This is a genomic window from Paenibacillus sp. DCT19, from assembly GCF_003268635.1.
Lineage (GTDB): Bacteria > Bacillota > Bacilli > Paenibacillales > Paenibacillaceae > Paenibacillus.
The window spans coordinates 4,111,373-4,126,196 of record NZ_CP029639.1 but is presented as its reverse complement, the minus strand read 5'-3'; the positions used below and the strand labels follow the sequence as shown (position 1 = coordinate 4,126,196).

The following is a 14,824-nucleotide window of genomic DNA, read 5'->3' as shown; positions in this document are numbered from 1 at the left end:
GGGAGCCGGGCAATTTCTTGAGATAAAAACCTTAAGAAAAAAACAAAAATACGCGTCATAATGCTGCATACGGATACATAAGATGATACTAGTCCAATTGCATGTACGAGTTAACGCCGCTTTCGCCGGTTTCATCAGAATGCAACGTTCGGCGGCGGACGACTTCCGGGCACTCACAAAGGCGGCTCTACCGTTGCAGGGATTTCAGTCTTCTGATTGAAAAAACGAAGCGGATGCTCTTTAGCATTTTTCCTTCGGAGTAATTTAGGGAGGGGATTTCATTGGAGAAAGTAGACATTTTTAAGGACATTGCTGAGCGGACCGGAGGGGATATCTATCTCGGGGTTGTCGGCGCAGTCCGGACGGGGAAATCAACATTTATTAAACGATTCATGGAAACGATCGTATTGCCTAACATCGCAAGTGAGGCTGATCGTGCCCGTGCAGTGGATGAACTTCCACAGAGTGCAGCAGGTAAAACGATCATGACCACCGAACCGAAATTCGTACCGAATAATGCGGTTCAGATTAAAGTTGCCGAAGGATTGGATGTCAATGTACGTCTTGTGGACTGTGTAGGTTACGCTGTGGAAGGTGCCAAGGGATATGAGGATGAGAATGGGCCACGCATGATCTCCACGCCTTGGTTCGATGAGCCAATTCCGTTCCAGGAAGCGGCAGAGATTGGCACGCGGAAAGTCATTCAGGAACATTCCACACTGGGCGTTGTTGTTACAACGGATGGTACAATCGCAGAGATTGCACGGAGTTCCTATGTAGAGTCCGAAGAGCGTGTCATCGCTGAACTGAAGGAAGTGGGTAAGCCGTTTGTACTGGTCATCAACTCTACTCGTCCACGCAGTGAAGAGGCTCTTCAATTGCGTAACGAGCTTGCAGCGAAATATGACATCCCAGTGATGACCCTGAGTGCAGCGACAATGACAGAAGACGATGTGACAGGTGTCCTTCGTGAAGTATTGTATGAGTTCCCAGTACATGAGGTGAATGTGAATTTACCGAGCTGGGTTATGGTATTGAATGATACACACTGGTTGCGTAGCAACTATGAAAATTCTGTTCGTGACACGGTGAAGGATATTCGTCGTTTGCGTGATGTGGATCGCGTTGTATCCCAGTTCATGGAATACGAATTCATTGACCGTGCTGGACTAAGCGGAATGAATATGGGTCAGGGCGTAGCCGAGATTGATCTGTATGCACCGGATGAGTTATACGATCAGATCCTCGTGGAAGTTGTGGGGATTGAGATTCGAGGCAAAGATCATCTGTTACAACTGATGCAAGAGTTCTCTCATGCCAAAAGAGAGTATGATCGCTTCGCTGAAGCGCTGGAGATGGTCAAAACGACCGGTTACGGCATTGCGGCACCTTCTCTGGCTGAGATGGCATTGGATGAACCTGAACTGATTCGTCAGGGAACTAAATTCGGAGTACGCTTAAAGGCAACCGCACCTTCCATCCATATGATTAGAGTCGATGTGGAGTCTGAATTCGCACCGATTATCGGTACGGAGAAGCAGAGTGAGGAACTGGTGAGATATCTGATGCAGGACTTCGAAAATGATCCGATCAAGGTATGGGATTCAGATATGTTCGGGCGTTCATTGCATTCCATCGTAAGAGAAGGTATTCAGGGCAAGATTGCTATGATGCCGGATAATGCCCGTTATAAGCTTCAGGAAACGCTCGGAAGAATCATTAACGAAGGATCGGGCGGATTAATCGCCATCATACTGTAAAATCAAAGACCGCAAGGGATGCCTTGCGGTCTTTTTCGTGTTAATTTTTTCTTAATTATGGAGGATATGGATGGAAGATTAGCCTTTTCAAAAAAACTTAGCGAGTTTTAGCTTTAAATTGCTAAAACCCATTTACATACTAGGGATTAGCCGTTATATTAATATTCAACTATTGTGATCGAGATCACAGAGAGAGAATGACTAGGGGGAATAGAGATGAAGAGAAAAGCTACGAAATGGGTTTGGTTAAGTGTACTGCTCGTGTTTACATTGGCACTGTCCGCATGCGGAATCAAAAAAGAGCCAGCAGCAACACCAGCTTCTGGAGCGGAGGACAAGCCTGCGACTGAGGCGGTGACTGGCCCGCTAAGTGGTAAACGGGTTGCTCTGATTATGGAATTCAACACAGGTACATTCTCACAACAATATGTGCAAGGTGTTCGAGAAGAGATTGAAAAATTCGGTGGCACGCTGACGACGTTTGTTGCCGATAACGATAAAGCGAAAATGGTATCATTGCTTGATAGTGCAATTAACCAAAAGTTTGATGCGATTCTGACGGACCATGGTGATTCTTTGCTTGAACCAGGTGTCAAAAAGGCTGTAGAACAAAACATCCCAGTTGTTGTATTTGATGCGGATATCAGCGTTCCTGGTGCTACAGTGTTGTCCCAGGATGATCAGAAGATGGCTGAGCTTACCTTAGAACAAATGAAAAAGGACATTAACGGTCAAGGCAATATTGTTAAAGTATGGGTAGCTGGATTTGCACCGATGGAACGCCGCCAGGTGTCATACGCTAAGTTTATGAGCGAAAACCCTGATATTAAAGAGATTGCAACATTTGGTTCAGCTCAAAATCCAGCGCTTGATACACAAGCGAAAATGGAAGCAATTCTGAAGCAATATCCAAAAGGTGAAATTACTGCAGTGTGGACGGCATGGGATGAATTTGCTAAAGGTGCAGCACGTGCAATTCAACAAGCTGGCCGTGATGAAATTAAAGTTTACGGTATCGATATGAGTGATGAAGACTTGCAAATGATTCAAGATCCTAAAAATCCATGGGTTGCATCCGCAGCAGTTGATCCAACGGACATTGGACGGGTACAAGTTCGTTACGCTTACCAAAAGATTAATGGTGACGAGACAGAGGATGCAGTGGTACTCAATCCGGTTTATGTACAACGTGAAGCATTGCCTGAGAAACAAATTTCTACTTCCGAGCTGTCAGAGTATGTAGAAGGCTGGGGTGGAAGTACGCAGGGTATCAAGGATTGGATGAAGGATTACGGCATTACTGCCAAATAAGCACTGTTGTACATCAATAGCACCAACAAGCGTTAGTCGAGCGCGCCGTCAGGCGCGCTTTTTCCAGCAACTACAGACATGACGCGTACTGGATAATGGGCTTACCGATGAAATAAGAAAAAGACGAATACTCCCATGGGAAGAGATTGGAGGTATACATCATGACAACGGCATCTATTCTGCTGACAATGGAACATATCCATAAACAGTTTGCAGGCGTTCCTGCACTTAAAGATGTGAATTTCTCTGTAAAAGGTGGAGAGATTCATGCTCTTCTTGGAGCTAATGGAGCCGGAAAGAGTACACTAATGAAGATTCTGTCCGGTGCCTATCCGCTAGATCAGGGCACGATTAACCTGAACGGGCAGATCCTGCGTCTGACCTCTCCTGGAGATGCCAAAAGCCAGGGGATCCACTGTGTGTATCAGGAAGTGGATGCAGCCCTAGTACCTCAATTAACTGCTGCAGAGAATATTATGTTAGATCAACTTGCGTCTTCTGCTGGGGCTGGTGGAAGAGTCCTCGAAAATTGCAGCAGCGCGCTAGTGAGGTGTTGAAGCAGTTGGGAGCAGACTTTTCTGTGCATAAGAAAGTGGCTGATCTCACACTTGCAGAGAAACAGATGATTTTGCTCGCGCGTATTCTGGTTCAGGAAGCGAAGGTTATTATTTTTGATGAGCCAACTGCACCACTTAGTCAGGAAGAGACAGATGCTTTTTTCCGCATTGTGCATTTGTTGAAGGATCGTGGAGTTGCATGTATTTTCATTACACACCGCCTGGTTGAAGTCACGGGTCATTGTGATCGGGTAACGGTGATGAGAGATGGTCAGCATGTGTTTACGGGGGATACTCGTGGACTTACGATTAACGATCTAGTCACCCAGATGTTAGGTAAGTCTTTTGATGAGGAATTTCCTAAGATTGAAGCGCCAATCGGTGATCTGTTGCTTGAAGCACGTGGACTCCGGCGTGGGCTTAAGGTCAAAGGCGTTGATCTATCTGTACACCGCGGTGAGGTGCTTGCTGTAGTAGGACTTGTTGGTGCGGGCAAAACGGAATGTTCACGCCTTTTGATTGGAGCAGACCGGCTGGAGGCAGGAGAGGTTCGTTTGAACAACAACAAGCTTCGCATGGCTGAACCCGCTGATGCTGCGGCATTGGGAATCGTCTCCGTACCTGAAGAGCGTCGTAAACAGGGTATCCTAATTCATGAGAATGTTGAACGCAACTTAAGTTTGCCGTTGCTCAGCAGACTCAGCAGGCTTGGTTTTGTAAGCCGTAAAAGGGAACGTGAGAATGCGGAAACGTTGATTCAGCAACTTGGTATTAAAACCTCTTCTGTTCGTCAGGAGGTCAAGTATTTAAGTGGGGGTAACCAGCAAAAGGTAGCCATTGGCAAATGGTTAAACGCGGATGCTGAAGTGTTCATATTCGATGAGCCAACAAAAGGTGTAGACATTGGAGCCAAAAGTGATATTTTTCGAATTATTAACCAACTGGCTCTGGCAGGAAAAGCGGTCATTTATTTCACATGTGAATTGGATGAGGGACTTGGAATCGGCGACCGCATTGCAGTGATGTGTGAAGGTGAGATTGTGAAGGAATTCAAACGAGGCGAAACTAACCAAGAACAGCTGCTATACTACGCAAGCGGTGGACAAGAGGTGCAAGCATGAAGGACAAATCATTAGATTTTGCGTTCCGTTATGGAGCGATTATCGTTATTATTGGTGTTATTGCATTTTTCGGCATTAAATTGCCTTATTTCTTTACGTACAGCAACTTAACCGATATTCTAGGTTCCATCTCGATCGTGACGTTTGTGGCGATTGGTGTCACATTATCTCTAATTGTTGATGGATTCGACCTCTCTGTAGGTGCAACTGTATCACTAACGACGGTGGTTACTGCCTCTTTAATGATCTGGTACCAACAGCCGTTAGCAGTCGTTATCATCGTTCCGCTGGTGATCGGGGCTGTCATTGGTCTTCTTAATGCGCTGCTTATTGTGAAACTGCGTATCCCTGACCTGCTGGCTACACTAGCCACGATGTACATTATTGGTGGAATTCACAAAACGTACGCACAAGGTTACACGATCTATAATCATATGCAATTTCCGGATGGAAGCAAAGCAGCGGGGGAGATGGATCCAACGTTTCTGCAGCTTGGGCAGGGAAAATGGCTGGGCATGCCGATTTCGGTCATCCTTTTGCTCATTGCGGTAATCGGCGTTCACATCTTTTTAACGTATACGAAATACGGTCGTCAAATGTACATTACTGGAGGCAATGAAGAGGCTGCAAGATTGTCTGGAATCAAGGTGAAAAAGGTAAGAACACTAGCCTATGTGGCAGCAGGCGTGTTTGCTGCAATCGGTGGTATTATCTATGCGTCCAAGGTTGGTTCAGGACAGATCGATGCTGGTTCTCCGTTGTTAATGGAATCGGTGGCGGCGGTGTTTGTAGGGTTTTCGGTGTTCGGGGCGGGTAAACCAAACGTTATTGGAACATTTATAGGTTCCGTGTTAATCGGCGTTTTAGTGAATGGTTTGACGATGATGAATGTACAGTATTTTACACACGATATTGTAAAAGGTGGCGTTCTTGTACTAGCCTTGGCTGTTACATTTTACGTGTTAAACCGCAACCGCACTTGAAATTGTGTGCTGTCTGTATTAGTATAAAATTTGTTCCGCGTATGGAGCGCGCTTGGTTTCAGGCGGCATTCTGCCGGAAAGAACTGTTAACCGCAAGCGGAGAATGGTGTTCATCACGCTCAAGATTTACGTAGATTTTTTGCGTATGAACGTATATTTCGCGATAAAACGGAAACACAGTATAACATTCAGGACATTGATTCAGGAGGTGAAAAACAAATGAATAAATCAGACTTGATTACACACGTGTCTGAAGCTACTGAACTGTCCAAGAAGGATGTAACGAAAGCGGTTGATGCCGTATTCGAAGCAATCTCTGAGGCTCTTCAAAGCGGAGACAAAGTACAATTGGTTGGTTTTGGGAACTTCGAAGTTCGCGAACGTTCTGCTCGTAAAGGACGTAACCCGCAAACAGGTGAAGAAATCGAAATTCCTGCGAGCAAAATTCCTGCATTCAAACCAGGTAAAGCGCTCAAAGACGGAATTAAATAAGATTTCTACATATTCCATATGTCGACAAAAAGACCGTGACTTGTTCACGGCCTTTTCTTTTGCCTTTTTAAAGAGGATCTGAACGATTGTCTGACGGATTAGCTTCTTCGGGCTGCAGGGCATAAGCAATTAAAATCAATTCTTTGCCTGCGGCTTCAGAGAGATGCTGTTCAATCTCTTGAATCTGATGCACATGCTCTTCTGTGAGCGTTGCTGGAGTATATTTCAGATGAATTCTCCTTTCTGAATCTAGATACTTTGTAGTATGACCCAGCATTTAATAATTGTTGCGTTCCATATGGATAGGACTCTGTTGACAAATGCAAAAATTTTAATCATCATTAACGCTATTGAACTAGGAGAGGGGACGTTACGTGATGGACCATCCAACCGGCAGTGATTATATTGTCATTCGAGCGGAGGAGAACGGTGTACAGGTAATCGGCTTAACTCGGGGCCAAGACACGCGTTTTCATCATACAGAAAAGCTCGATAAGGGAGAAGTGATGTTTGCTCAATTCACGAATCATACTTCTGCCATCAAAATCCGAGGCAAGGCTACGCTGATTACCAAGCATGGTGAAATTCAGTCCGAATAATGAAAATTGCAGGCATAGCCTGCTTTTTTTCATTGTACAATGAGGTATGAGCCTTTACCGGACAGACTACACTAACAGGTGAGGGCAGGGAGGCATTTATGAAACCCGGAATGATCCTTACAACTTCAGTGTTAGCAACGGTTGCGGTTGTTTTTCTGCTTGTAGCGATACAGAACTTACATACACGTACATGGGGGGGATCACGTACTACCAGTCACAGCGACCAAAGCACCAGATGAATTGTCCGATAAAAACTTGGTCGATGTGCTACATTCTATGCATTTAACAACTCCTATCGCAAGAGTAGAATGGAAGCAATCCATTTTGAAGCTCGACTTAAAGGTGATTGGAACGGGAACAAGCCATAGTGAAATATACGCCAACATGGCTGCTGTGGCTGAGCTCAGTTTTCGTAGCTTGGACAATGTGGAACAAGTATTGCTTCGTGTCATGGCAGAGGATGAATGGCTGCATAAGCAACATCTGTTACTTGCTGCGGATATTCGCCGAAATGAATGGCCTTTGGAAGCCATTGATGCCCTTCGAAATTGGAATAGTCCAGCGTTATCTGGCGAATTAAAAGCATGGTTTCATATTATGGAGACGGAACTCTGGAGGAAGCAATTCGAAATGTTGAACCAGGGGTAATAGAATAGCAGGATTCAGTGCGTGTCAGATAAACATATGCTATAATATATAAGATTGTAGTGCAGAAAAAGGTTTAACAATGCAAAGTCTCGGAGGCTGGAGAATGAATTCATATCGCGTACCCCAACTAGCAAAAAAATATACGGATTACGACATGATTCGACAACATACGGAAATACCACCGTTTCCGGATAGCCGAGCGCGTCTGTTGCAGGTGTTTGTGAGCCGCACGGATGAGAAGCAGCATAATGAAATATATGCTCTAGCTACCTCGCTCGTTCAGTTGGCCATGGATACGCATGATCGTATTGATACTTTATCCGGAGCACGTAAAGAACAGGAGATGCGTTCACGTCAGTTGAATGTACTCGCTGGCGATTATTTCAGTAGTCGATTCTATCAACTGCTTGCCCATGCCGACCGGATCGAAATGATTGGTAAACTTAGTGGTGCAGTCGCTGAGGTTAACGTGGGTAAGATGTCATTATATGAACGTATGAAGAAGCTTGTCGTTTCGCCTGATGAATACTTACGTGAAACGGTACAGCTGAAAATGCAGCTGTTTCTTTCTTTTACAGACATAATTGGTGAAAAGGAACAGTCTATCTGGGAGCATCTGCTTGCTGAATTTAGTACCTGTGAGAACATTGTGGAAGAATTGCAGAAGCTAAATGATGAGAAATGCTTTGTCTACAGTTATGCCTTCTGGAGTATCTATGAGCAGGGCAGTGATGAGGAACGGAAGGTTCTTCTTCAACCTGAGCCGGATATGCGTGTATGGGCTGGACTGGTTCTGAAGTATCGAATTGGTGAAATCTTGTTGGACAAGCTTCGTAATAGTACACACCGCATACAGCAATTATTGCAAGATAAGGTGGAGGGGGAAGGACTGCATGAAGTGCAGACTATTTTGGAACCTTACCTCACTTATTTGCAGCCTTCGCATGCGGTAGTTAGGGAAGACTGAGGGGGAGACGAATGGGTAGCACAGAGACCAAACCGAAAGAAGAATTTGTCCATTCGGTTTTTCAGAGTATTGCAGGTAAATACGATGTCATGAATGATATCCTAAGTTTTCGTAGGCACAAAGCTTGGCGTAAATTCACCATGAAAAAGATGAACATGTCCCAAGGAGATACAGGGCTTGATCTATGCTGCGGAACCTGCGACTGGACGCTTGCCATGGCGGAAGCAAGTGAAACGGGTCACATGCATGGTCTGGACTTTAGCAGTAACATGCTTGAGGTAGGTCAGACGAAGATTAATGCTGTGAATCGCGAGAAGCAGATCACACTTGTACAGGGAAATGCGATGTCACTACCGTTTGAAGATAATACGTTCGACTACGTGACGATCGGTTTTGGTCTTCGGAATGTACCGGATCTGAGACAGGTTCTGTCTGAGATGCAACGTGTGGTGAAGCCGGGAGGCAAAGTGGTATGTCTAGAGCTATCCAAGCCAACATGGCAGCCTTTTAAAGGCATTTATTATTTTTATTTTGAACATATGTTGCCTAATCTGGCCAAACTATTTGCTAAACGTTATGAGCAGTACAAATGGCTACCAGACTCGCTGGCACTATTTCCGGGAAGAAAGGAACTGGCGAGCATTTTCGAAGAAACCGGATTACAGCAAGTGCAGGCCTATCCTCTGACCGGAGGCATCGCGGCACTGCATATTGGAACCAAGGAGAATCAGCATGTTTAGGAAAATTCGTATCTTTTTAGAAATGATCAAGATTGAACACACGCTTTTTGCATTACCTTTTGCTTTTATGGGAGCTATTCTCGGTTCCATGTTAGTCAACGGCACGTTTCCATCCTGGATGCAAATCTTCTGGGTATTACTCGCTATGGTAGGTGCGCGAAGTGCAGCATTTGGTCTCAATCGTATTATTGACCAAGCCATTGACGGTAAGAACCCACGTACGGCAATGCGAGCTATTCCTGCTGGATTGCTGAAGAACGGCGAAGTAGTTATTTTCATTATCGTATCGTTTATATTGTTATTCTGGGCATCATCCAATCTTAATGTGTTATCCATGCAATTGTTGCCTATTGCTGTGTTTATGCTAGTACTGTATTCATATACCAAACGTTTCACCTGGTTATGTCATATCGTGCTTGGTATGACGATTGGTTTGGCTCCACTTGGGGGCTGGGTCGCGGTTACGGGTTCGATGGATTGGACAGCGATTGTACTCTACGTTACGATTGTATTCTGGACAGCGGGCTTCGATATCATCTATGCATGTCAAGATTTGGAGTTTGATCAGGGAGAGGGCTTGCATTCCATTCCTTCTCGCTTTGGATTGATTAAGTCACTGAAGATCGCAAAATTCTTCCATATCATTACGGCGATTGGTTTCTTAGCACTTTTGTTAATGACTGATCTTAGCTGGTGGTATGGTGCCGGTATGTTGATTACGTACGGTATTCTATTCTATGAGCATTACATTGTTTCACCTAATGACATGAGCCGAGTTCAAACGGCATTCTTTACGATGAATAGTGTGCTAAGTCTTGTAGTGTTTACGTTCACTTTGATTGATCTGGCGGTGAAGTAACGATGCAGCAGCCGGACAATAAACGCCTCGTCGTTGGTATAACTGGAGCCAGTGGAAGCATTTATGGCATTAGGCTGATTGAAACGTTACTTGATCTGAACTACACCGTACATCTCGTGATTTCTAATGCGGGCTGGCGTGTATTAAGAGAGGAAATGGACTGGGATATTACGAGCCGTGACGCTGTGCTTGAAGAAAAATTCGGCGGTCATTCCGGCTCACTTATCTACCATCCCGTTAGTGATATTGGAGCATCCATTGCAAGTGGATCATATCTTGCTGATGGTATGATCATCATGCCTTGCTCTATGGGAACTCTCTCATCCATTGCGCAAGGTTCATCTGACAATCTGATGTCTCGCGCAGCCGATGTGATGATGAAGGAAGCGAGACCGTTAATTCTCGTTCCACGAGAGACGCCGCTGCATGCAATCCATTTGGAGAACATGTTGAAGCTCTCCAGACTAGGTGTACGCATGATTCCGGCGATGCCGGCATTTTATTACAAACCTCAAAGTATGGAAGAGTTGATTATGTTTTTGGTAGGCAAAGTGCTGGATAATTTGCGCATACCGCATCAGCTCTTCAAGCGATGGGGAGAACCGGATGAACGGGGTTAACAACTGGAAGCTGGTCACATCCATTGACTAGTAAGAAGAGATTAAGCTTCGAGTTGTTGCCCCACACCCGGGGTATTGGTGAGTGCTGATGAATGATCGAAATGACACACAGCCTTGACCCATACTCCGGCAACTTCTGTATCCTTGTTTCAGAATACGTCGAAGAGTTTAAATCCCGGATGTCGGTCATGGCATTCGAAGAAAAGTGTACGACATATACAGAACACAAGTAGGGACGGCGAGCCCGGGCTTTCGTTATGCCTGCAGGCCGGAATTGCTGGAGGGAAGGTAAGCATGGATTTTTGGACTGACAATACGCTGATACGGGTGAACGAATGAAACTATTAGATATTTTCGGGTTGTTAAAAAAAGATATGGATTACATTGAAAAAGAGTTATATCGCAGTGTTCAAGGGGAACAAAAGTTGCTGAGTGAAACTTCACTTCACTTGCTCAAAGCTGGTGGGAAACGTTTACGCCCAGTATTTGTGCTGCTTGGTGGGAAATACGGTACATATGATATTGAGCGACTGAAGCTCATTGCGGTTCCGCTCGAATTGATACATTCAGCCTCCCTTGTGCATGATGATGTCATTGATAATGCGGCAACACGTAGGGGCAAGCCAACAGTGAAATCCAAGTGGGATAATCGGATTGCTATGTACACCGGGGATTATATTTACGGGAAAGCGCTGCAAATGACAGCTGGCTTATCTGATCCGGCAATTCATCGTATTCTGGCGAAGGCGATGGTGCAGATGTCCATTGGCGAGATGGAGCAGATTCGCGACTTTTTTAACACAGGACAAAGTGTGCGTAATTATCTCCTTCGTATTCGGCGTAAAACGGCGTTGCTGATTGCAGTAAGTTGTCAATTGGGAGCTTTAGCGACTCGTGCGCCTAAGGAAGTATCCTCTCTGCTGTATACCTACGGATACAATGTGGGCATGGCGTTTCAGATTCAGGATGATGTATTGGATCTGATCGGAACAGAGAAGCAACTGGGCAAGCCTCCGGGCAGTGATATGAAGCAGGGAAACATTACGTTGCCCGTGCTCTATGCATTACAAGAACAGCAGTTACGTGAACCGCTACTAGAAGAAATTGCTCGTGTACAGCATGAGGACGGACGTGCAAGCGCATCAGATGCCATTGGAATGATTCGCCAAAGTCAAGGAATCGCTAAAGCTGAAGCACTCGCTGACCGATATATGAAGAAAGCGCTCGATGCTCTGGATCAACTACCTAACATCAAGACCAGCAAAAATTTGCGTGATATTGCTCATTTTGTAGTTAAACGTACTCATTAATTTCAGTTGTCGATTCAATTCAGGATTGGCAGTTGAATGACTCATGCACGAATGTAGGAGTGACAATCCTCATTGGGAGGAATTGCTCTTGTATGTTACAATCAAAGGGATTGCGTCTACATATTGAAATAACTTTGAACCGTGAGTGAGGAGTGAGCCAATGGATCGTACATTTTTGATGGTGAAGCCTGATGGTGTGCAGCGTGGTTTGATAGGGCGTATCGTTAGCCGTCTGGAAGACAAAGGGTTTAAAATGGTTGCGGGCAAGCTGGTTCAGATGACTGAGGATCAGGCTAAGCGGCATTATGCCGAGCATGAAGGCAAGCCGTTCTTCGATGAATTAGTAGGATTTATTACATCTGGGCCTGTATTTGCGATGGTTTGGGAAGGTGACGATATCGTGGCATTAGCGCGGATCGTAATCGGCAAGACCAATGTAAAGGAAGCAGCTCCAGGTACTATTCGTGGAGATTTTGCTAGTCACACACCGCATAACCTAATTCATGGGGCAGATTCGCCGGAAAGTGCTACCCGTGAAGCAGCAAACTTCTTTGGTTCTGAGGAATTGGTAACGTACGACAAGAGCATCGCAGCCTGGTTGTAATTTATTAACCAGAAGGGTGATACGATGCTGGAGCAGGAACAACAACTAGACCCGGATTATGCCGGATTCATTCGTAAAATCAAAGAGAGCACGGGCATTGACCTTGCTCAATACAAGGAAGGCCAGATGAAAAGACGGCTGACCACACTTCGCAACAAAAATGGATTTAATACATTTTCTATTTTTTTTGATGCTATGCAAAAGGATAAGTCCCTATTCTATGAATTTTTGGATCGTATGACGATCAACGTATCTGAATTCTGGCGTAATCCGAACCGCTGGGAAGTCCTTCGGGATCAGATATTACCTGAACTGGTCGGTTCCAAGCGTAAAGCGAAGGTATGGAGTGCGGCTTGTTCAACAGGTGAAGAACCGTATACGTTAGCTATGATTCTGGATACAATGGGGATTCTCAAGGATAGCTCGATTACAGCAAGTGATTTGGACGAAGGAGCAATAGCCAAAGCCAAAGAAGGTCGTTATATGGAGCGTTCTCTTAAAGATGTACCTAAGGAAACGGCTGAGCGTTACTTCAAGCAAGATGGCTTGGTGTACCGAATTGATGAGAAGCTCAAAAGTTCGGTTAAGTTTGTGAAGCAAAATCTGTTGTTGGACCGTTTCGATGACGGGTACGATCTGATTGTATGCCGGAACGTAATGATCTATTTTACCGAGGAAGCTAAAAACCTGTTGTACCACAAGTTTGCAGCAAGTTTGCGACCAGGCGGTGTTTTGTTCGTGGGCAGCACGGAGCAGATTTTCTCTCCTGGACAGTATGGCTTGGAGACAGCAGAGACGTTCTTTTATCGCAAAAAATAAGTTGATATCATAAATACAAAATATTGTTGATAACCGTCTGGGTTACACATGCTAATATGTGTGCTCAGGCGGTTATTTTGCAAAGCGCAGAAAAATGAATCAAGAAGCAGTTTATTATTAGGAAGATTGTACGGGTGATATACCCGTTTTGATGCAAGATAACGTGTGCTTTCTTGTCAAAGCGGGTCAGCTATACTATAATGAGCAAAGAAATTATGGGATTTTAGCAATGTGCAGTTTAACAGTTTAAAGGGGGAACGTATTATGAGTTTACGTTATTTGACCGCAGGGGAAACGCACGGACCCCAATTGACAGCTATTATTGAAGGATTACCGAGCAATCTGAATATTGACTTTGAAGAACTGAACTTCCAGCTTCACCGCCGCCAAAAAGGGTATGGTCGTGGACGCCGGATGCAAATTGAGAAGGATCAGGCAACATTTGTTGGTGGAATTCGCCATGGATATACGACAGGAGCACCTGTAGCACTTGTTGTTGAAAATAATGACTGGAAGCACTGGCAGAAGATTATGAACATTGAGCCAATCGAAGGCAGTGACGAAGAGAAGCGTCGTGTTCATCGTCCACGTCCCGGACATGCTGATCTTAACGGTGGACTCAAATATAATCTGAAGGACTTGCGTAACGTACTGGAGCGCTCTAGTGCACGTGAGACTACAGTCCGTGTAGCATGTGGTGCAATTGCAAGACAATTCCTTGCAGAATTCGGAATCAAAGTTGCTGGACGTGTCCTACGTATTGGAGAGATTGAGGCTCCGTATCGCGATCTGCCAATTGATGAATTGATCGAGGTAACAGAAGCTTCGTCAGTACGTGTAACGGATGCAGAGACTGAGAAGAAGATGGAAGCATACATTGATCAGATCAAACAAGAAGGCGACTCGATCGGCGGTATTGTTGAATGTATCGTTGAAGGTGTACCTATTGGTCTGGGTAGTCATGTACAGTATGACCGCAAATTGGATGCTCGAATTGCTCAAGGTGTAATGTCCATCAATGCCTTTAAAGGGGTAGAGATTGGTATCGGATTCGAAGCTGGTACGATTCGCGGATCCCAAGTGCATGATGAGATTATGCATACAGATGAACGTGGCTATCATCGTGCAACGAATCGTTTGGGTGGATTCGAAGGTGGTATGACTAACGGTATGCCTGTTGTTGTAAGAGGCGTAATGAAGCCAATTCCAACCCTTTATAAGCCGCTTCAGAGCGTGGATATCGATACCAAGGAAGCTTTTTCGGCTCAAGTTGAGCGTTCCGACGCATGTGCAGTTCCGGCAGCGAGTGTTGTTATGGAGCATGTGGTTGCATGGGAGATCGCAAAAGCGTTCCTAGAGAAGTTCGGTGGAGACTCCATGGAGGAAATCCGCGCGAACGTTGCAAGCTACCAGGCTCAATTGGAGAACTACTAA

The 14,824-nt window shown here is 45.1% G+C and carries 15 protein-coding genes and 1 pseudogene; 15 read left to right on the top strand and 1 reads right to left on the bottom strand.

What is annotated here, in order from left to right; all coding sequences use genetic code 11:
• Positions 1–281: 281 nt before the first annotated feature.
• The 5 genes and pseudogenes from spoIVA to DMB88_RS18630 all read left to right on the top strand — a co-directional run bounded on the left by spoIVA (position 282) and on the right by DMB88_RS18630 (position 6,224).
• Positions 282–1,760, top strand: a complete 1,479-nt coding sequence (gene spoIVA / locus DMB88_RS18650; protein ID WP_128102558.1) for a stage IV sporulation protein A — start codon at positions 282–284, stop codon at positions 1,758–1,760.
• A gap of 216 nt (positions 1,761–1,976) precedes the next feature.
• On the top strand, positions 1,977–3,071 hold the full coding sequence (locus tag DMB88_RS18645) for a sugar ABC transporter substrate-binding protein (protein WP_056696704.1): 1,095 nt from the start codon (positions 1,977–1,979) through the stop codon (positions 3,069–3,071).
• Between the two features lie 161 nt (positions 3,072–3,232).
• Positions 3,233–4,749, top strand: a pseudogene (locus DMB88_RS18640) (sugar ABC transporter ATP-binding protein).
• Positions 4,746–5,732, top strand: coding sequence for an ABC transporter permease (locus DMB88_RS18635; protein WP_128102557.1), 987 nt, complete (start codon positions 4,746–4,748; stop codon positions 5,730–5,732). Before DMB88_RS18640 ends, DMB88_RS18635 begins: the two are co-directional and overlap by 4 nt.
• 219 nt (positions 5,733–5,951) lie before the next feature.
• Positions 5,952–6,224 (top strand): HU family DNA-binding protein, encoded by a 273-nt coding sequence (locus tag DMB88_RS18630; protein WP_024630670.1) that lies wholly within the window; start codon positions 5,952–5,954, stop codon positions 6,222–6,224.
• A gap of 67 nt (positions 6,225–6,291) precedes the next feature.
• On the opposite strand, the gene DMB88_RS31750 is transcribed toward DMB88_RS18630, so the two are convergent.
• Positions 6,292–6,417 (bottom strand): hypothetical protein, encoded by a 126-nt coding sequence (locus DMB88_RS31750; protein WP_285858496.1) that lies wholly within the window; start codon positions 6,415–6,417, stop codon positions 6,292–6,294.
• A gap of 184 nt (positions 6,418–6,601) precedes the next feature.
• Between DMB88_RS31750 and mtrB the strand changes: the two genes are divergently transcribed.
• The 10 genes from mtrB to aroC all read left to right on the top strand — a co-directional run bounded on the left by mtrB (position 6,602) and on the right by aroC (position 14,824).
• Positions 6,602–6,823 (top strand): trp RNA-binding attenuation protein MtrB, encoded by a 222-nt coding sequence (gene mtrB / locus DMB88_RS18625; protein ID WP_056696710.1) that lies wholly within the window; start codon positions 6,602–6,604, stop codon positions 6,821–6,823.
• Between the two features lie 276 nt (positions 6,824–7,099).
• A complete protein-coding gene (locus DMB88_RS18620) occupies positions 7,100–7,471 on the top strand; it encodes a hypothetical protein (RefSeq protein WP_128102556.1) in 372 nt (123 codons plus the stop codon).
• A 103-nt stretch (positions 7,472–7,574) separates the two neighbouring features.
• Complete coding sequence (locus tag DMB88_RS18615) at positions 7,575–8,438, top strand: heptaprenyl diphosphate synthase component 1 (protein WP_128102555.1); 864 nt, start codon at positions 7,575–7,577, stop codon at positions 8,436–8,438.
• 11 nt (positions 8,439–8,449) lie between these two features.
• Positions 8,450–9,178 (top strand): demethylmenaquinone methyltransferase, encoded by a 729-nt coding sequence (locus DMB88_RS18610; protein ID WP_128102554.1) that lies wholly within the window; start codon positions 8,450–8,452, stop codon positions 9,176–9,178.
• The gene (locus DMB88_RS18605) at positions 9,171–10,037 is read left to right on the top strand and encodes a UbiA-like polyprenyltransferase (protein ID WP_128102553.1); all 867 of its coding nucleotides are present in this window, start codon (positions 9,171–9,173) and stop codon (positions 10,035–10,037) included. The genes DMB88_RS18610 and DMB88_RS18605 overlap by 8 nt, the downstream gene beginning before the upstream one ends.
• Positions 10,038–10,039: 2 nt before the next feature.
• On the top strand, positions 10,040–10,657 hold the full coding sequence (locus DMB88_RS18600) for a UbiX family flavin prenyltransferase (protein WP_128102552.1): 618 nt from the start codon (positions 10,040–10,042) through the stop codon (positions 10,655–10,657).
• A gap of 335 nt (positions 10,658–10,992) precedes the next feature.
• Positions 10,993–11,967 (top strand): polyprenyl synthetase family protein, encoded by a 975-nt coding sequence (locus DMB88_RS18590; RefSeq protein WP_128102550.1) that lies wholly within the window; start codon positions 10,993–10,995, stop codon positions 11,965–11,967.
• A gap of 160 nt (positions 11,968–12,127) precedes the next feature.
• Complete coding sequence (gene ndk / locus DMB88_RS18585; RefSeq protein WP_128102549.1) at positions 12,128–12,571, top strand: nucleoside-diphosphate kinase; 444 nt, start codon at positions 12,128–12,130, stop codon at positions 12,569–12,571.
• A 24-nt stretch (positions 12,572–12,595) separates the two neighbouring features.
• A complete protein-coding gene (locus DMB88_RS18580) occupies positions 12,596–13,390 on the top strand; it encodes a CheR family methyltransferase (protein WP_128102548.1) in 795 nt (264 codons plus the stop codon).
• Positions 13,391–13,654: 264 nt separating this feature from the next.
• Complete coding sequence (gene aroC / locus DMB88_RS18575) at positions 13,655–14,824, top strand: chorismate synthase (RefSeq protein WP_056696727.1); 1,170 nt, start codon at positions 13,655–13,657, stop codon at positions 14,822–14,824.